The following is a 17,447-nucleotide window of genomic DNA, read 5'->3' on the forward strand; positions in this document are numbered from 1 at the left end:
GACCACCGACAAAACCGGGGACCTACTCCTTGGCGTGCGCCGGCGCCGCGACCGGCAGCTCGACCGTGACCGGTCCGGCGTTCTGGAAGACGAAGGTGACCTTGATGACCTGACCCGGCCACAGCGGCTGCTTCAGCGCGGGCAGCTTCACGGTGGCCTGGCCGACCTTCTCCGGCGCGGTCGGCGTCGCGGCCGGGCCGGACGACGGGACCTCGGAGGTGGCCGTGGCGGTGAGGTTGCCCGGGCTGTTGGAGGCCGAGCTACTGCCGGTCGGCGTGCTGCTGGACGTCGGCGCGCTGGACGACGACGGCGCGCCCGAGGTCGTGGACTGCACCTCGTTCGTGGACTCGACGGCGTCGTCCGGGCCGATCACCAGCGAGTGCATTGCGACGATGGTCCGGGACCCCTCGATGGTCGCCTTGCCGCCGTCTTCGGTGGTCACCGAGACGAGCGAGTCGTCCTGCGCGCCCCGGTTGACGATCGTCAGGGTCAGCGCCGGGGTCGAGCCGGCGGCGTAGCCCGGGCCCGACGTCGGGTACTGGACCGCGGCGTTGCGCAGGTCGATGGTCTTGACCTGGGCGTGCGTGCCGTTGACCGCGGGCTGCTGCGTGTCGGTCTGGGTGATCTGGCCGGCCCCGCACCCGGCGAGCACGAGCGCGGCACCGAGCGCCAGCACGCCCGCGCCGAGCACGCGACGATTCTGCAGCCTCACGTCGCAGTCCTTCCCTTTTCACGGCCTCGTCGCCCCGAAGACTAGCCGGGGTCGATCTCCCCCGCGGAACGGGTGTGCGTTGCCGGGGCGCGGCGACCAAGATCAACCGTCCACAAAGGAATTCCCAGCCTGTGACGAAACGCTTCCCCGCTACCTGCGTGAGCACGGGGGTCCGACGTTTGTCAACCCCCGGCCAGGCCGCTGACCTGCGAGGACGAGTCCGGCCCGCTAGGTGGGCACTGGCGGCCCGTGCTAGGATGGAGTCAGCGAAAGGGGCAGAGGACACATGGTTTTCAAGGTCGGAGAGACCGTCGTCTACCCGCACCACGGTGCCGCACTCATCGAAGCCATCGAGACCCGCGTGATCAAGGGCGAGGAAAAGAAGTACCTCGTCCTCAAGGTCGCGCAAGGGGATCTCACGGTTCGCGTGCCCGCAGACAACGCCGAAATCGTCGGCGTCCGCGATGTCGTCGGGCAAGAAGGACTGGACAAGGTCTTCGACGTTCTGCGTGCTCCGCACACCGAAGAGCCCACCAACTGGTCTCGTCGGTACAAGGCCAACCTCGAGAAGCTCGCCTCCGGCGATGTGAACAAGGTGGCCGAAGTGGTGCGCGACCTCTGGCGGCGAGAGAAGGACCGCGGACTTTCAGCCGGTGAGAAGCGCATGCTGGCGAAGGCGCGGCAAATTCTGGTCAGCGAGCTCGCGCTCGCGGAGGGCACCGACGAGGACAAGGCTGAGGTCCTCCTCGACGAAGTTCTGGAAACCGCGACGGTCTAACCCCAAGGCGTACCCGCCCTGCGGGAGGGTGGGTGCCTCTACGATCGCGTACCGATGAACGTCGTCGCGATCGTGACCGTCGCACATCATGCCTCCGACGGAGAGTCAGCTCTCACGCCGGTCCATGGTGAGGCGCTACTCACGCACACCGTGCGGGGGCTGCTCGACGTACCGGAGATCTCCTCGGTGCTCGTGGCGGCCCCCCAGCGGTGTGCTTTGCCGTTTTCCGAGGCCGTTCGCGACCTCGCCTGCCGGGTCGTGCCCGGCTCGCTCCGGGAGGCCTTCGCCACCGTCGAGCCCGAACTTCCCCGTGACTCAGTTGTACTCCTCCACGACGCGTTGCGTGCCTTCATTCCTGCGCAAACGGTGCGTGACGTGATCAGCGCGGTCCGTGACGGCGCTCCGGTCGTGGTACCGGTGCTGCCGATGGCCGACACGGTGAAGGTGACCGACGCCGCATCGCTGATCGTCGGCACCGAGGACCGCTCACGGCTGCGCACCCTTCAGACCCCCGTGGGCTACGCCGTCGAGGCCTTCCGGCCGGACCTCACGCCCGCCGGCGCGGCAACGGTCGACGGCCACCCGGACGCGATGCGCGTCACCAGCGATTTCGAACTGTCACTGGCCGAGGCGATCGCGGCGGCACCGAAGAACGAGGAGACGCTGTGAGGATCGGCAACGGCGTGGACGTCCACCCGGTCGAACCGGGCCGCGAGTGCTGGATGGCGGGCCTGCTCTGGCCGGACGCCGACGGCTGCGCGGGCCACTCCGACGGCGACGTCGCGGCGCACGCGCTGTGCGACGCCCTGCTGTCGGCGGCGGGCCTGGGCGACCTGGGCGCGGTGTTCGGCACCGGCGACCCCCGCATGGACGGCGCGCACGGTGCGGACATGCTGGCCGAGGTCCGCGGCCTGATCGAGGCAGCGGGCTGGCGGGTGGGCAACGCCACGGTCCAGATCGTGGGCAACGCCCCGCGGGTGGGCAAGCGGCGCGACGAGGCGCAGAAGGTGCTGTCGGAGGCGGTGGGCGGCCCGGTGAGCGTGTCCGGGACGACATCGGACGGCCTGGGCCTGACGGGCCGCGGCGAGGGCATCGCGGCCTTCGCGACGGCGTTGCTGCTCGCGGCGGAATAGGGCCGCGGCAGCGCCGGTTCGGCGTGATACCTCTCACCCCTCAGCCGCGGGACGCGGCACGTGGCCTGGCGCCGAAAAAGCCCGCGAAGATCGCCGCCAACGTGAAATAGGGTCCAGACCATGGGTGTGACTTTCAACGAGGCCACCAAGGCCCTCTTCGACGGCAAGAACTTCCCGGTGGTCGCCACCATCAACGCCGACGGCTCGGTCCAGACCTCCGTCGTCTGGGCCAAGCGGGACGGCGACGCCGTCCTCTTCGCGACCGTCCGCGGCCGGCTCAAGGAGCGGAACCTCACGCGTGATCCGCGGGTCTCGCTGTCCGTCTTCGACCTCGAGGACCCGCTCAAGTACGTCGAGGTCCGCGGCCGCGCCGAGATCACCGAGGAGGGCGGCCGGGAGCTGATCAACGAGCTCTCGCACAAGTACGACGGCAAGGACTTCCGCACCGAACCGCCGGAGGTCGTCCGGGTGGTCGTGCGGGTGGTCCCGGACAAGGTCACCGGCTACGCCGCGTGACGTGACGCGGGTCGCGGGCGCCGCTCGGGGGCCCGCGGCCTCGCTAGGCTGGGTGTCATGACGATCAGGGCGGTGTTGTTCGACTTCTCCGGCACGCTGTTCCGGCTCGAGCAGGACGAGTCCTGGCTCACCGAACTGACCGACCACCGGGGCGACCCGCTCGACATCGAGGCGCAGGCCGAGCTGATGCGCCGGATGACCGCCCCGGTCGGGCAGGTCGTCGAGCTCGACGCCGAGCACGTGCACGCCTGGCACCACCGGGACCGCGACCCCGAGCTGCACCGGAAGGTGTACCTCGAGGTGCTGAAGAAGTCCGGCGTCCCGCGCGTCGAGCAGGCGAAGGCGCTCTACGACCGGCTCATCGATCCCAGCCAGTGGACGCCGTACCCGGACACCGAGGCCGCGCTGAAGGCCGCCGCCGAGCGGGGCCTCGAGGTCGGCGTGCTGAGCAACATCGCCTTCGACATCCGGCCCGCGTTCACCGCCCGCGGGTGGGACGCCTACGTCGACGAGTTCGTGCTGTCCTTCGAGGTCGGCGCGGTGAAGCCGGAGCTGGAGATCTTCCGCAAGGCCGTCGAGGCCCTCGGCGTCCCGGCCACCGAGACGCTGATGGTCGGCGACAGCGAAGAGGCCGACGGCGGCGCCCGCGCGCTGGGCTGCGAGTTCGCGCTGGTCGACCCGCTGCCCACGGCCGAGCGGCCGGACGCCCTGCTCACGGCGTTGCGCGGGTTCGGCGTGGCCTGAGGGCCAGAGACATCCCTCACGCCCGACCCCGTACCCTTTGAGGGTGGCCCTTCACCTTTTCGACACAGCGACCCGGAGCGTACGGGAGTTCCACCCCGTCCGTAGCGGAACGGCGTCGATCTACGTGTGCGGGGCCACCGTGCAGGGCGTTCCGCACATCGGGCACATCCGCGGCGCCCTGAACTACGACGTCCTGCGCCGCTGGCTCGTCCACAAAGGACTGGACGTGCTGCTGGTCCGCAACGTCACGGACATCGACGACAAGATCCTGACCAAGGCCGCCGACGCCGGCCGGCCGTGGTGGGAGTGGGCGGCGACGCACGAGCGCGCCTTCGAGCAGGCGTACGACCAGCTCGGCTGCCTGCCGCCGTCGATCAACCCGCGCGCGACCGGGCACGTCACCCAGATGGTCGAGCTGATGCAGCGCCTGATCGACCAGGGGCACGCGTACGCGACCGAGGGCGACGTCTACTTCTCGGTGAAGTCCTTCGACCACTACGGCGAGCTGTCCCGGCAGGGCCTCGACGACGTCCAGCAGGGCGAGACGCCGACCCGCGGCAAGCAGGACCCGCGCGACTTCACGCTGTGGAAGAGCGCGAAGCCGGGCGAGCCGTCGTGGCCGACGCCGTGGGGGCCCGGCCGGCCGGGCTGGCACCTCGAGTGCTCGGCGATGGCGACGGCCTACCTCGGCCGCGAGTTCGACATCCACGGCGGCGGGATCGACCTGATCTTCCCGCACCACGAAAACGAGCGCGCCCAGTCGAACGCCGTCGGCGACCCGTTCGCCCGCTACTGGCTGCACAACGCCTGGGTGACCATGTCCGGCGAGAAGATGTCGAAGTCGCTGGGCAACACCGTGACCATCCCCGCGATGCTCGAGCGCTACCGCGCGGCCGAGCTGCGGTACTACCTGGTGCAGCCGCACTACCGGTCCAACATCGAGTACTCCGAGGCCGCGGTCTCCGAGGCCGCGCAGGGCTACCGGCGGATCGAGACGTTCCTGCGCCGGGCCGCGCAGTCGGGCGAGGTCGCGATCGGCGCCCTCCCGGCCGAGTTCGTCAACGCGCTCGACGACGACCTCGCCACCCCGCAGGCGTTCGCCGTGGTCCACACCACGGTCCGGGACGGTAACGCCGCCTTCGACGCGGGCGACACCCAGAAGGCACTCGAGCTCGCCGCGGCCGTCCGCGCGATGACCGACGTGCTCGGCCTCGACCCGCTGTCCGCGCGCTGGTCCGAGGCGGGCGGTTCCGAAACGCCCACCAAGGAAGCGCTGGCCCGGATCGTCGAAGGGCTGCTGGCCGAGCGCCAGCAGGCTCGCGCCGAGAAGGACTTCGCCCGCGCGGACGCCGCCCGTGACCGCCTCTCGCAGGCGGGCATTGTGGTGGAGGACACCCCCAACGGTCCTCAGTGGACTGTGAAGTCCGACTGATCTCGTTACAACGCAAGGAAACTTTCACCATGGCAGGCAACTCGCGGCGCCAGGGCGCGATCCGCAAGGCGGGCACCAAGAAGGGTGCCGTCGTCGGCTCGGGCGGTCAGCGCCGCAAGGCCCTCGAAGGCAAGGGGCCGACCCCGAAGGCGGAAGACCGTCCCGGGCACAAGGCGTACCGCCAGGCGAACGCCCAGACCAAGCGCGACCAGGCCCGGCAGAAGAAGGCCGACAAGCCGGAGCTGATCGCCGGGCGCAACCCGGTGGTCGAGGCGCTGCGCGCGGGTGTCCCGGCGACGGCGTTGTACGTCGCACTGAACATCGAGATCGACGACCGGGTCAACGACGCGGTCCGGCTGGCGGGCGACAAGGGCATCTCGATCCTGGAGATCCCGCGCGAGGAGCTGGACCGCAAGACGAACCGGGCCGTGCACCAGGGCCTGGGCCTGCAGGTCCCGCCGTTCGAGTACGCCCACCCGGACGACCTGATGGCAGTGGCCCGCAACTCGGGCGAGGTGCCGCTGTTCGTCGCGCTCGACGGCGTCACGGACCCGCGGAACCTGGGTGCGGTGATCCGCTCGGCGGCCGCGTTCGGGGCGCACGGCGTGCTGCTGCCGGAGCGGCGCAGCGCGGGCATGACCGCGGTGGCGTGGCGGACGAGCGCGGGCACGGCGGCGAAGCTGCCGATCGCGGTGGCGACGAACCTCACGCGCCAGCTCAAGGCGTGGGCGAACGACGGCCTGATGCTGGTGGGCCTGGACGCGGACGGCTCGGTGGACATCGACGAGCTCGAGCTGGCGGCCGACCCGCTGGTCATCGTGCTGGGCTCGGAGGGCCGCGGCCTGTCCCGCCTGGTCCGCGAGACGTGCGACGCGACGGTGTCCATCCCGATGGCGGCGGGCGTGGAGTCCCTGAACGCCTCGGTGGCGGCGGGAGTGCTGCTCGCGGAGGTGGCGAGGCGCCGCCGCGCCGCCGGGCGGGTCTGACGCAGACCACCCGGTCGGGTTAAGGTCACCGTCGGATAAACCGAGGGGACCCGATGTCGTTCGTTTCGCCGCTCTTCCTGTGGTACTTCATGCCGGCGGTGCTCGTCGCCGTGCTGGTGTGCCCGCGGAGCTGGCGGAACGGCATCATCGCGGTCGCCAGCCTGCTGTTCTACACGATCGGCGCCGGCGCCTTCGTGTTCCTGCTGCTCGGCTGCATGGTCGTCAACTTCCTGGCGGGGCCGCTCCTGGCCCCGAGCCCGTGGGACGTCCACGGCGTCCGCCGTCGCCGGATCCTCATCGCGGTGGTGTCGCTCGACGTCGCGGTGCTGCTGATCTGGAAGTACGCGGGCTTCGCGACGCAGCAGATCGCGGCGGTGGCGCACTGGTTCGGCGGCAGCGTGCCGGTGGCGAGCCTGGTGGTCCCGATCGGCATCTCGTTCTACACGTTCCACCACATTTCGTACGTGGTGGACATCTACCGCGGCGAGCGCCAGGCGTTGCGCAACCCGGTCTCGTTCGCCGCGTACATCGCGATGTTCCCGCAGCTGGTGGCGGGCCCGATCGTCCGGTTCCGCGAGATCGCCGACCAGCTACCGCAGCTCCGGTCGCACCGCCTGGACGACATCGCGGCGGGCTTCCCGAGGTTCGCGCTCGGCTTGTGCAAGAAGACGATCATCGCGGACTCACTGGGCCCCCTGGTCGACGCGTGCTTCAAGGTCCCCCCGGACCAGATGACGTTCACGACGGCTTGGCTGGGCGCGGTCGGCTACACGCTCCAGCTGTTCTTCGACTTCTCGGGCTATTCGGACATGGCGATCGGCCTGGGCCGCATGCTGGGCTTCCGGCTCCCGGAAAACTTCGCAAGACCGTATTCGTCGGTGACGATCACGGAGTTCTGGCGCCGCTGGCACATGAGCTTGAGCCGCTGGTTCCGCGACTACGTGTACATCCCCCTGGGCGGCAACCGCCACGGAGCAGCGAAGACGTACCGCAACCTGTGCATAGTGTTCGTCCTGACCGGCTTCTGGCACGGCGCCCAGTGGACGTTCCTGGTGTGGGGCTGCTACCACGGAGCGCTCCTGGTGATCGAGCGCCGCTTCGGCCTGGACCTGGACCCGTCGGCCCCGTGGAAGCGCTACCTCCGCAGGGCCCTGACGATGTTCCTGGTGGTGATCGGCTGGGTGTTCTTCAGGTCGGCGGACCTGGGCCACGCCCTGTCGATGATCGGCCACATGCTGATCCCGGACTTCGAAGGCCTGGGAGCGGGGGTGGAGCAGGCGTTCACGAACCAGCGCCTGGTCCTGCTCCTGGCCGCAATGGTGGTGTTCTTACTGCCGGCCCACCCGGTGACGGGCCCGTTGCTGGAGTCGAGCCGAAGCCGCCCGGCAACAGCACTGAGAATCGGAGTGATGACGGCGGGCTTGCTGTACGCGGCAATCCTGATCGCGACAGGAACGTTCAGCCCATTCTTGTACTACCAGTTTTAAACGCAACGTACGCACCCAGAGCCCCCACCAACCACACCCCGGCAGCCTCCAAACCGAGGGACCGCATTGACCACCGACCTGTCCCAAACCCCTGGCGTAATCCCGTACGTGGACAACCACAACGGCCCCCGGCGCCTCCTGACGGTGGAAATCCCCCACCTCGGCCACACAGTCCGAGCCTACGCACCGATAGCCGGCATCGACGGCCGCCAGTACATAGTCTCCTGGGGCTCGGTCTCCTTCGAAATCCCGGCGGACCGCAACGTCCACGTGAGCGTCCACCTCCAGACGAACAGCGGCCACGACCACACGATCACCCCGTTCGCCTCGATCGTGCTGGGCCCGCACCCGGCCCCGATGCGCCTGGTGGCCCAGTTCGCCCCCAGCCAGCGCCCCGAAGGCGTCCTCGTCCCGATCGGCTGAGCCACCGGAACACAGTTCAATCCGCCCAACCAGCTCACCCGAACGGCCCAAGCATGAAACCCTGACCCCGTGCTGACGACCCGGTACCTCTTCCTCACCCGACACGGTGAACAAGGACCGGACGGAAGCCTCACCGAAGCCGGCCACCGCCAGGCGATCCTCCTGGGCAGACGCCTCCGGGACGTCCCGGTCACGTCGATCCACCACGGCCCCCTCCCGAGAGCCGCACAGACGGCCCACCTCATCGCCGCCCAGCTCTCCGGCGTCCCCGTCCAAGAAGAGAAGGCGGCAGGCGACTTCGTCCCGTACACGCCGAGACGAGAAGAGCTCCCCGAGACCTCCGGCGACCTCCTGCTCGCGTTCACCCGCCAGTTCCCGCCCGCCGACGAGGAGCTGGCCGCCGAGGCCGAACGCCGGTTCAGCGGCCCGGTACCGGGAAGCGAACCGCGGTACGACGTCGTCGTCACGCACAACTTCCTCGTCGGCTGGCTGGTCCGCGCGGCCCAGGACGCCCCGCCGTGGCGCTGGCTCACCCTCTCCCACGCCCACGCCGGCCTGACGGTCATCCAGTACTCCCCGAGCCGCCCGGCGGCCCTGCTGACCTACAACGACCTGAGCCACCTCCCCGCCGAACTCCGCTGGACCGGCTTCCCACCCGATTTCTACGTTCCGTAATCGGCAACCGCGGCGCGTAATCGACCGGGAAAACCGTTCTCGCCCGAACGGACCAGCGTGTCAGGATGCGCGGATGAATCACCCGCCGGTCCCGACGTCCGATCGGCTCAGCGACTACCTCGCCGCGGACGCCGTCATCGATCACGGACACCCCTCGATCCGCACCCTCGCCGACGCCCTGCGCCCGGCCGACGGCGACCCCACGGAAGCGGCCAGAGCCGCGTTCCTCTTCGTGCGCGACGAGGTCGAACACGTCATCGACGCCGCCGACCCGCGCGTCACCTGGCGGGCGTCGGACGTCCTGCGCGAGCGCGTCGGCATCTGCCACGCCAAGGCGCACCTGCTGGCCGCTTTGCTGCGCGCACAAGGGATTCCGGCCGGCTTCTGCTACCAGGAGCTCTCCGCGCTGCACGGCCTGAACGCCGTGTACCTGCACGACAAGTGGGCCAGGCTCGACGCCCGCGGCAACCGCACCGGTGCCGGCGGGGAGTTTTCGCTCGACGTGGAGAAACTGGCCTGGCCGGTCGATCCCGCTCGCGGCGAACGCGATCTCCCGGAGATCCACCCGGCTCCCGCGCCTGCCGTCGTGGATTTCCTGATGACCACCGAACCAGGCCCCGGCTGGTACGAAAACGGGCTGCCGCGCACGCTTTGATCATGGTTTTCCGGTATTTTCGGAAAACCGGCCGACCCGGTAAATTATTGCCGAGAGTGACGTCTGTCCGTCAGGTCTGTCCCCCGAACTTCTTATTTCGCGTACTCCGCGAGGCGCGTAAAGTGACTCCCCGCGCTCGAACAGACACTTTAAGCATACGTCCGTTCGGGTGGTTCGAGGGAGGTGAAGCACGTGGCCGCGGCTGGCGGACGCCTCCGCCGTACCCCACTGCAGGAGATCTTCTGGACCAGGACGAGCCTGCTCCTCACGGTGCTCGTCGTGGTCGCCGGCCTGAGCCTGTGGATCGCCGGCCTGATGGACCCCGGCACCGGGAAGAACCTGGTGACGTCGCTGGGCACCGGCACCCTGATCTCCGCGATCGTCGGGTTCGGCCAGACCCTGATCACCGCCAGCGCCTCGCAGAAGGCGCTCGTGACACCGGTGATCGAGGAGAGCAGGCGCGCGCTGGAGGACCTGAGCGCCGAATACCGCGCGCTGAACAAAGAGTTCTTCCCCACCGACGTGTTCGAGGCGACGACCGATCCCGACCCCGCGTTCAACCGCGCGCTGATGGCCGACCTCGACGCGACCCGGCAGTACTTCTTCCGCGGCTTTTCCGGTCGCCACGCGGCCGCCCGCCTGCTGCTTTCCCGCACCGAGCGGGAACTGCGAGCCGTCATCGCCGATCCGCGCGACGCGAGCTCGATCAGCGGGCGCGCCCGGTACCTGTTGCGCCGCGAGGCGGCCGACGCCGACTCAGAGCAGATCCAGACCCGGCTCGACGAGGAGATCCGGATCGGGCTCGTCGGCCTCTTCCTGGCCCGCAGCCGGTGCGCGTCGGTCGACATCACCGTGGTCGCCGACCCGCCGCTGGACCGGCTCGAAATGTTCGACGACAGCGTGTGGGTGTCGCTCTACAGCGACGTCCGCGGCGCCACCAAGCTGTACCCGCGGTCCCTGCGATTCACCGAAGGTTCCTTCCTCTACAACATGGAACGCGCCGAATTCGTGCGCGTCTCGCAGTCCCGGACCGGCCGCCACTTCCGCATCACGTCCGCGACGACGCGGACGGATTTCCTGGCGCTGTTCGAGAAGATCACCGGATCCCCGTTGTCCGAGGAGCAGTTCCGCGCGCTGGAGGCCAAGTTCCACGCCTTCCGCGCGGAGTTCTCCGCAGTCGCCGAGCTAGGGAGCTGACCTTGCTCACCCGCCTGTCCCCCCTTTCCGAACTGGCCACCCGCCTGCGCACGGCCAGGTTCCCGCTCGCCTCGGAGTGGCGCGTGGTCGACGGCTGGTTCCGGCCGTGGGCCGCCCAGCCCGGCCTGCGGGACGAGCTGCGCACGCAGCTGCGCGCGTTGTCCGCCCCGCAGGCCACCAAGATCCTGCGCTCCTCCCGGGAGACGACCACCCACTTCGCCTGGTGCCTGCTCGATTCGCCGTCCGACCCGTTTTCCTTCTGGCTGCACGAATACAAGGCACAGGAGGACTGGCGGGAGGGGTATGCGGATTCCGTGCACAACCACCGGTACCACTTCTGCACCACGATCCTCCGCGGTGACTACCTGCACGAACGGTACGAGACGACGATCGACGCCGGCACCGGGCTGATCACGTCCGCGCGGTTGCGCCGCCGGACGCGCTGCGCGGCCGGCGCGTGCGCCACCATGCTGGCCGACGAATTCCACCGGATTCCCGAAGCGGCCACCGGAACGATGACTTTCCTCGTCAAATCACGCCCGGTGAGCAGTTTCAGCCTGTCTTTCGACCCGGCCGGCGGAATCGGTCATCGTCACGTTCCGGTAGAGGTCCGATTGGGGGAATTGGCCGACCGCATCTAGCTACACACCGGCGTCAGCGGCGCTTACCATTACTCCACCCGCCTGAACACCACGGCCGGGATGGGAGAGGTGTATGCGCACGCAGGAAAGCACGATCGACCGCGTGATCGTCGGCGCCGTCGAAGACCGGGTCCACCGGCTCTGCCGCCAGTACGCGGACCGGTTGCAGTTCCACGGCTGGCACCACGTGAGCTTCGTCCGCACGAAGGCGGCCGGGTTCGCCCGGCACAACGGCGCCGATGTGGCGGTGGTGGAAGTCGCCGCGCTGGTGCACGACGTCAACTACCTGGTGCTCCGGAACTCGCCGGCCGCGGCGGGCCGGAGCCTGCGGCTGGAAATCCTCGCCGAATGCGGTGTCCCACCGCGGATCGCGCGCTGGATCGACGAGATCGTCGACGAAGCGGAAATGGCCACCCGCGGCCGGGACATTTCCCTGGAGTCGCAGGCGCTGAGCGACGCGGACACGTTGTTCAAGGCGCTGCCGGTGACGCCGGTGGTGCTGGCGCACCGCTACCTGCGCGAGAACGGGCTGAGCCTGCGCGAGCTGGCGCACAAGATCGTCGGCGAGCAGTGCGACGTCCACGACGAAGGGTACTACTTCTACAACCCGGAGGCGGCGGCGACGTATTCGCGCTGGGCGACGGCGAACCTTCAGCTGTGGCAGTGCATCAAGGAGGCGGTCGACGACCCGACGGTGGTGGAGCTGCTGGAAGCGGTGGCGTCTTGACCCCCGGTCGGTAGCCGCGAAGCGGGGCTGCCCACACAGACGGCCATGCCTGCCCTGATGGGCGGCCCCTGGTGTCCTGCCGCGCCCGGCGCGGGTGCGGCACGATGGCGACGGGCACCTTGCGGCACCGTCCAGTCGGCAGGGGGAAGTACATGCGCACGCACCGGACAGCGCACGAGCGAGCCACCACCGTCCAGCCGCGCGCGGTCCACCCGGACCGGGACCGCTTCCGCGACGGCGTGGTGACCGCCAGGCAGCTCGGCATCCTGCAGCGCACCGCCGGAAACGCCGCGGTCGGCGCGCTCGTGCAGCGGACCATCGGCGACGGCCACGACCTGAGCGGCAACCGCTTCAAGGGCAATGTCACGCTGGAAGCCGTCTTCGACGACGAGCGCCTGCTCCAGCAGGGTGCCTCCGGTCTCGCGGTCACGATCCTGCAGCAGGCACTGACCGACGCCGGGTTTCCCGTCACCGTCAACGGGCAGTTCGGCCCGCGGACCCGCCAGGCGGTCCGCGCGTTCCAGACCGCGCGGGGGCTGAGCGGCACCGCGGTGAACGGGATCGTCAACGGGCGCACGATGGACCTGCTCGACCGGCACTTCCTCGGCCACGCTCCCGAGCGGGCGATCGCGGCCGCCCCGGGGCGGGCGTTGACCGAAGGGACCCGCGCTCTCAGTGACACCGAACGCGCGGCGCTGCGCGGCGCGGTCACCACCGAGCAACGCGCCGCGGGTGGCCGGATGCCGACGTTCCACCGGACCATCGCCACCGACCCGAACCCGTACGAGATCCGGATCCGCGACGCGCTCAACACCGCCATCACCGGGCTGCACGCCCAGCTCGTCGGCGCCCGCCCGCCCCGCACCCCGGCCAACCTGATGGGCGGCGCCGAGATCGATCGCGTCGCCACGAGCGCCAAGACCGTGACCGACGCGGTCTTCGGCCGGTACCAGGTCGGGCCGGCGCTCGCGTACGGGCTCAACATCATGGACCAGTTCGACGTCCGTGACGCGCAGATCAGCGCGTCTCCGGCCGCGGCCGACTCGGCGGCCGAGTGGCGGGTCGACAAGCTCCTCAACGGCGACGAGGAGATCGCCCGGATCGACCAGGAGCACGGAGCGGTGCAGAGCCGGACCGCGGAGGCCGGGCTCATCGCGCCGATCAGGACCGCGATCCTCGGCGCCCGGCGCGCGGAGCTGCTGGCCATCCACCGCAACTGGCCCGGCTCGGCGGAGGGTGGCGTGGTCCACCTCCAGCGGTACCGGGGCGCGACGGCGGCGGCCAACCGGGACATCCTCTACGACCTGTTCGGCACGGTGATCCACGAGTACGTGCACACGCTCGAGCACCCGACGCACGTCACTTTCCGCGAAGCACAGCCGGAACAGCGCGGCGGCTTCGTGCTCCGCGAAGGCATGACGGACTACTTCGCCAAAATGGTGTGGGACGGCCTCGTGTTCGACGCACCGCTGCGGAGCCAGATCGAAGGCGCATTCCACGATCCGGTGCACCCGACCGCCCACCCCATCCCGGTCCCGTCCCGATACAGTGAGTGGAACAATGCCGAGCGCGCAGTCGGCATCATCGGCATCCGCAACGCCATGGCCGCGTATTTCCTCGGCCGGACCGATCTCATCCGAATGAGGTGACAGCGCCGTGCAAGGGTCGGCACCGAACCACTGGGACATGATCGGCTCCCGCGATTTCCGCGGCTGGCAAGGCCTCCCGGAAGATGCGGGTTACGCGGAGTTCGAAACGCGCTTCCCCCGCCTGATGGACGCGGAAGCACGCGGCCTGCTCGGCACCCGGAACGAAGTGGCCTACTACCGGATGCACGTCGCCGAGGGGTACCCGCAACACCTGAAAACGTGGCGCCAGGACGAGAGGCTCATCCTCGTCGAAGCCACGCTGCCGCAACTCCGGAGTCCTCTCGACGAGCTGCGCGCCGAACTGGGCGAACCCGCCGCGCTCCTGGATCACACCTGGGACACCCACCGGGTGATGCGGGGAGCCCGCATTCACCCGGCCCGCGGAATCGCCTTGTTCCTCGGCCCGGAACAGCAGCTGTTGCGGTTGTCGCTGTTCGCGCCCTGCGAACTCGCCGACTACCTCGCCACCCGCCACCACGTGACCCGGCTGGTCGAGCGGCCACTGCGCGAGTCCTAACCCTGCCCGTAGCCCCTCAGCCGTTCGACGACGTTCGCGACCTCGGGCGGCGGGAGCAGGCTGGGCCGGCCGGCGCTCTGGGCGAGCAGCCAGACCCGGCAGGCCCATTCGAGCTGCTGGGCGCGGTGGTAGGCGGCCTCCAGGCCGTCACCGTAGGTGAGGGTGCCGTGGTTGGCCATCAGGCAGCCACGACGCCCTTCGAGCGCCTCCAACACGGCGGCGGCGAGCTCCGGCGTGCCGTAGGTGGCATAGCGCGCGACGCGCACGGAGGGCCCGATGGTGGCGACGATGTAGTGGATGGGCGGAACTTCCCGCACGAGCGTGGAGACGGCGGTGGCGTGCGGCGAGTGCGTGTGCACGACGGCCGTGACGGGCTCCCCGTCCGGGTCACGAACGTCCCAGTACACGGACAGGTGCATCGGCAGTTCACTGGTCGGCTTGAGCGACCCGTCGACGACCTGCCCGCCGAGATCGACGATGGGGATGTCGGCGGGGGTGAGGCTCGCGTAGGCAACCCCGGTGGGCGTGACGGCGACGAGGTCACCGGCCCGCATGGAGACGTTCCCGGAGGTGCCGACGACCAGGCCGTCGCCGACCATCCGGCGCGCATAGGCGCACACGGCGGCCCGCTCGGTCTCGAGGATCATGCGCAGGTCCCGTCTCGTGGGTGATCGGCAAGTGCAGACTGCCAGTCACCCCTGAGTGTCGGCCACCTCGGTCGGCTGGTTCGGTGCCCACCACCCCGAAGCCCGATTGTGACGACGGCCGGTGGTGGCGGGTCAAGGCGGGAAAGCGTGCCTTGACCCGGCACCACCGGCCGTGTGCTGGCTTCGGATCGGGGTGGGTGCGGGGCTGGGTGTCCGCGTACCGTTCGGGCCGAGGAGCTACGCCTTCGCCGGAGCCGCGGGCGGGGCTGTCGAGGGCTTCGGCGCCGGCTTGCGGTCGCCGTTCGCCGCCGTGGTGGTCTTCTCCGCCGGGGATGAAGCCAAGGCCAGCGCCGGGGCCGCGTCCGGGCTCGAAGGAGCGGCGTCCTCCGGGGGCGGCGCCAGCAGCCGCATCGCCTCCTTCACCGCCTCGTCCGTCGCCGCGATGCGCTCGGCCACCTTTGCGCGCAGGTCCAGGGCCAGCTTCCGGTTCTGGTCCGCCGTCGCCTGGGCTGTCTGGGCCGCCGCCAGTGCCGCCTCCGTCTCGCGCTTCTTCTGCGCGAACTCCTCCTCGAAGGCCTTCTTCCGCGCGGCCAGCTCCTCCGCCGCGACGCGGTCCGCCTCCTCGCGCGCCGAAGCCGCCGCCGCCTCGGCTGCCGCGTCCGCTTCCTTGCGGGCCCTCTCGGCCGCCGCGGCCAGCTCGACCCTCTTCGCGCCCGCCGCCGCGTTCAGCTTCTCGATCTCGCCCTTCGCCTCCGACAGCAGGCGGGCGCGCTCTTCCTCCGCGTCCTTCGCCAGCTTGTCGGCCGTGCGGCGGGTCTCGTGCGCGTACTTGTCCGCCTGGTCGCGGGTCGAGGCCGCGTCGGCCTCCGCCGCCGAGCGCAGGTCCGCGATCTCCTCCTCGGCCAGCTGCATCATCATCCGGACGCGCTCGGCCATCGCGCCCGCGCCGGACGGGCTCGAGCTCATCCTCGCCAGCGCGGCCTTCGTCTCGGCCAGCTCCTTCTGCGCGTACGCGAGGGCTTTCGAGAGGTCCGACGACGTCGCGACGGCTTCGTCGCGGCTGCGGGACGTCTCGCGCAGGTCCTTGTTCAGCTCGGCGAGACGCTCGTCTACCTGACGCTGGTTGTAGCCGCGGACACCCACGGCGAACTGGGCGGTCTTCGGGGCGGACTGGGGCTTCTCAGGCGCGACCATCGGCACACCTTAATGAGCAAGGGACCTTCGATGCGTACCGCCAAAAGGATGCATCACGGATATTGGAACCCCCGGTGACGCATGGCATTCTGGAGCCCGGCGCGAGGAGGCCACAGTGGACATACTCGCGGACGTCGGCGCGCACTGGCCAGTCTACGCCGGCATGCCGGTCATCGCCGCCCTCATCGGCTACCTCACCAAGCGCGTCGCCATCGAGATGATGTTCCGGCCGCTGGAGTTCAAGGGCGTCAAACCCTTCGGCTGGCAGGGCGTCATCCCGGCGAACGCGCGGCGGATGGCCACCACCGCCGTCGACCTGCTGACCCGCAACCTCGTCGACCCGCAGGAGATCTTCGCTCGGCTCGATCCGGAAGAAATGGTCAAAGAGCTCGAACCGCCGCTGCTGAAGGCCGTCGAGGAGGTCACGCGGGAAGTCATGGAGACCTACCAGCCGCGGCTCTGGGAGCTGCTGCCGGCGCGGGCGCAACGGCTGCTCGTCGACCAGGTGCGCGCGCAGGCGCCGGTCGTCGTCAAGCGGCTGCTGCGGGAGGTCTCGGCCAACATCGACGACGTCCTCGACGTCAACGACATGCTGATCAACGCGATGGTCCGGGACAAGTCGCTCACCTGCCGGCTGATCCGCGAGGTCGCCGCGCCCGAGTTCCGGTTCATCGCGCGCTCGGGGATCTGGTTCGGGTTCGTGATCGGGCTCGTCCAGCTCGTCACCTGGGCACTGACGAAACAGCCGCTGATCATGCCGGCCTTCGGTTTCGTCACGGGCTTCGTCACGGACTGGCTCGCTCTCAAGATGATCTTCCACCCGCGTGAGCCACGCGGGTTCGGCTTCTTCCGCTGGCAGGGGATGTTCCAGAAGCGCCGGCAGGAGGTCGCCGCCGACTACGGGGCGCTGATCGCCGACGAGGTGCTGACCGTGCGGAACGTGCTGGAGGCCGTGCTGACCGGCCCGCGCGCCGACAAGCTGTTCGCCATGGTCACCCGCGAGGTCCAGCGCACGATCGACGCGCAGGCGAGCATCGCCAAGCCGCTGGTCGCGCTGACCATCGGCGGGCGGCAGTACCAGGAGATGAAGCGCGCGGCAGCCGCCAAAGCGATCGAGTTCCTCCCCGAAACGGTGAAACACGTCGAGAGCTACGCCACCGGCGCGCTCGACGTCCGGAACACGATCGTCACCAAGATGCGGCAGCTGACCCCGCTCGAGTTCGAAGGCATCCTGCGGCCGGCCTTCAAGCAGGACGAGTGGAAGCTCATCGCCGTCGGCGCGGTCATCGGTGGCCTGGTGGGTGAACTGCAGGTGCTCCTCCTGCTGCACTGAT

Annotated in this window: 20 protein-coding genes; 17 read left to right on the forward strand and 3 right to left on the reverse strand. The window is 69.7% G+C overall.

Translation table 11 applies throughout. The features are described 5' to 3' along the window. Nucleotides 1-22 precede the first annotated feature (22 nt). Nucleotides 23-712 carry a hypothetical protein gene (locus ACWEGE_RS18115; protein WP_449661603.1) on the reverse strand — a complete coding sequence of 230 codons (690 nt, stop codon included), beginning with the start codon at nt 710-712 and terminating at the stop codon, nt 23-25. A gap of 286 nt (nt 713-998) precedes the next feature. On the opposite strand from ACWEGE_RS18115, the gene ACWEGE_RS18120 reads away from it, so the two are divergent. From ACWEGE_RS18120 to ACWEGE_RS18195, 16 genes are all read left to right on the forward strand, one after another. Beyond that, the gene (locus tag ACWEGE_RS18120) at nt 999-1,490 is read left to right on the forward strand and encodes a CarD family transcriptional regulator (RefSeq protein WP_004559016.1); all 492 of its coding nucleotides are present in this window, start codon (nt 999-1,001) and stop codon (nt 1,488-1,490) included. Nucleotides 1,491-1,544: 54 nt separating this feature from the next. Beyond that, entirely contained in the window at nt 1,545-2,159 is a 615-nt protein-coding gene (locus ACWEGE_RS18125; protein ID WP_449661604.1) for an IspD/TarI family cytidylyltransferase, read from the forward strand. After that, on the forward strand, nt 2,156-2,623 hold the full coding sequence (gene ispF, locus ACWEGE_RS18130; protein ID WP_449661605.1) for a 2-C-methyl-D-erythritol 2,4-cyclodiphosphate synthase: 468 nt from the start codon (nt 2,156-2,158) through the stop codon (nt 2,621-2,623). The genes ACWEGE_RS18125 and ispF overlap by 4 nt, the downstream gene beginning before the upstream one ends. Before the next feature lie 120 nt (nt 2,624-2,743). Beyond that, a complete protein-coding gene (locus ACWEGE_RS18135; RefSeq protein WP_449661606.1) occupies nt 2,744-3,139 on the forward strand; it encodes a PPOX class F420-dependent oxidoreductase in 396 nt (131 codons plus the stop codon). A gap of 57 nt (nt 3,140-3,196) precedes the next feature. After that, nucleotides 3,197-3,883, forward strand: a complete 687-nt coding sequence (locus ACWEGE_RS18140; RefSeq protein WP_449661607.1) for an HAD family hydrolase — start codon at nt 3,197-3,199, stop codon at nt 3,881-3,883. 43 nt (nt 3,884-3,926) lie between these two features. After that, nucleotides 3,927-5,315 (forward strand): cysteine--tRNA ligase, encoded by a 1,389-nt coding sequence (gene cysS, locus ACWEGE_RS18145; protein ID WP_449661608.1) that lies wholly within the window; start codon nt 3,927-3,929, stop codon nt 5,313-5,315. A gap of 29 nt (nt 5,316-5,344) precedes the next feature. Continuing rightward, nucleotides 5,345-6,301 carry a 23S rRNA (guanosine(2251)-2'-O)-methyltransferase RlmB gene (gene rlmB, locus ACWEGE_RS18150; RefSeq protein ID WP_191315531.1) on the forward strand — a complete coding sequence of 319 codons (957 nt, stop codon included), beginning with the start codon at nt 5,345-5,347 and terminating at the stop codon, nt 6,299-6,301. A 53-nt stretch (nt 6,302-6,354) separates the two neighbouring features. Then, nucleotides 6,355-7,788, forward strand: a complete 1,434-nt coding sequence (locus tag ACWEGE_RS18155) for an MBOAT family O-acyltransferase (protein WP_449661609.1) — start codon at nt 6,355-6,357, stop codon at nt 7,786-7,788. Between the two features lie 108 nt (nt 7,789-7,896). Then, complete coding sequence (locus ACWEGE_RS18160) at nt 7,897-8,211, forward strand: hypothetical protein (protein WP_449661610.1); 315 nt, start codon at nt 7,897-7,899, stop codon at nt 8,209-8,211. Between the two features lie 69 nt (nt 8,212-8,280). Continuing rightward, entirely contained in the window at nt 8,281-8,886 is a 606-nt protein-coding gene (locus ACWEGE_RS18165) for a histidine phosphatase family protein (RefSeq protein ID WP_449661611.1), read from the forward strand. A gap of 73 nt (nt 8,887-8,959) precedes the next feature. Then, nucleotides 8,960-9,541: a transglutaminase-like domain-containing protein gene (locus tag ACWEGE_RS18170; protein WP_449661612.1), complete on the forward strand. Its 582-nt coding sequence runs from the start codon at nt 8,960-8,962 to the stop codon at nt 9,539-9,541. Nucleotides 9,542-9,724: 183 nt separating this feature from the next. After that, a complete protein-coding gene (locus ACWEGE_RS18175) occupies nt 9,725-10,738 on the forward strand; it encodes a hypothetical protein (protein ID WP_449661613.1) in 1,014 nt (337 codons plus the stop codon). Between the two features lie 2 nt (nt 10,739-10,740). Next, nucleotides 10,741-11,379, forward strand: a complete 639-nt coding sequence (locus ACWEGE_RS18180) for a hypothetical protein (RefSeq protein ID WP_449661614.1) — start codon at nt 10,741-10,743, stop codon at nt 11,377-11,379. A gap of 73 nt (nt 11,380-11,452) precedes the next feature. After that, the gene (locus tag ACWEGE_RS18185) at nt 11,453-12,106 is read left to right on the forward strand and encodes an HD family phosphohydrolase (RefSeq protein WP_449661615.1); all 654 of its coding nucleotides are present in this window, start codon (nt 11,453-11,455) and stop codon (nt 12,104-12,106) included. Nucleotides 12,107-12,258: 152 nt separating this feature from the next. Next, the gene (locus ACWEGE_RS18190; RefSeq protein WP_449661616.1) at nt 12,259-13,755 is read left to right on the forward strand and encodes a peptidoglycan-binding domain-containing protein; all 1,497 of its coding nucleotides are present in this window, start codon (nt 12,259-12,261) and stop codon (nt 13,753-13,755) included. Nucleotides 13,756-13,762: 7 nt separating this feature from the next. After that, nucleotides 13,763-14,272, forward strand: a complete 510-nt coding sequence (locus ACWEGE_RS18195; protein ID WP_449661617.1) for a hypothetical protein — start codon at nt 13,763-13,765, stop codon at nt 14,270-14,272. Here ACWEGE_RS18195 and ACWEGE_RS18200 read toward each other — a convergent pair. Both ACWEGE_RS18200 and ACWEGE_RS18205 read right to left on the reverse strand, forming a co-directional pair. Then, nucleotides 14,269-14,919, reverse strand: coding sequence for a class II aldolase/adducin family protein (locus ACWEGE_RS18200; protein WP_449661618.1), 651 nt, complete (start codon nt 14,917-14,919; stop codon nt 14,269-14,271). The genes ACWEGE_RS18195 and ACWEGE_RS18200 overlap by 4 nt on opposite strands. 237 nt (nt 14,920-15,156) lie before the next feature. Beyond that, nucleotides 15,157-16,113, reverse strand: coding sequence for a hypothetical protein (locus ACWEGE_RS18205; protein ID WP_449661619.1), 957 nt, complete (start codon nt 16,111-16,113; stop codon nt 15,157-15,159). 163 nt (nt 16,114-16,276) lie between these two features. On the opposite strand from ACWEGE_RS18205, the gene ACWEGE_RS18210 reads away from it, so the two are divergent. After that, complete coding sequence (locus ACWEGE_RS18210; RefSeq protein WP_449661749.1) at nt 16,277-17,446, forward strand: DUF445 family protein; 1,170 nt, start codon at nt 16,277-16,279, stop codon at nt 17,444-17,446. The last annotated feature ends 1 nt before the right edge of the window (nt 17,447 follow it).

The organism is Amycolatopsis sp. NPDC004747 (genome assembly GCF_053601335.1).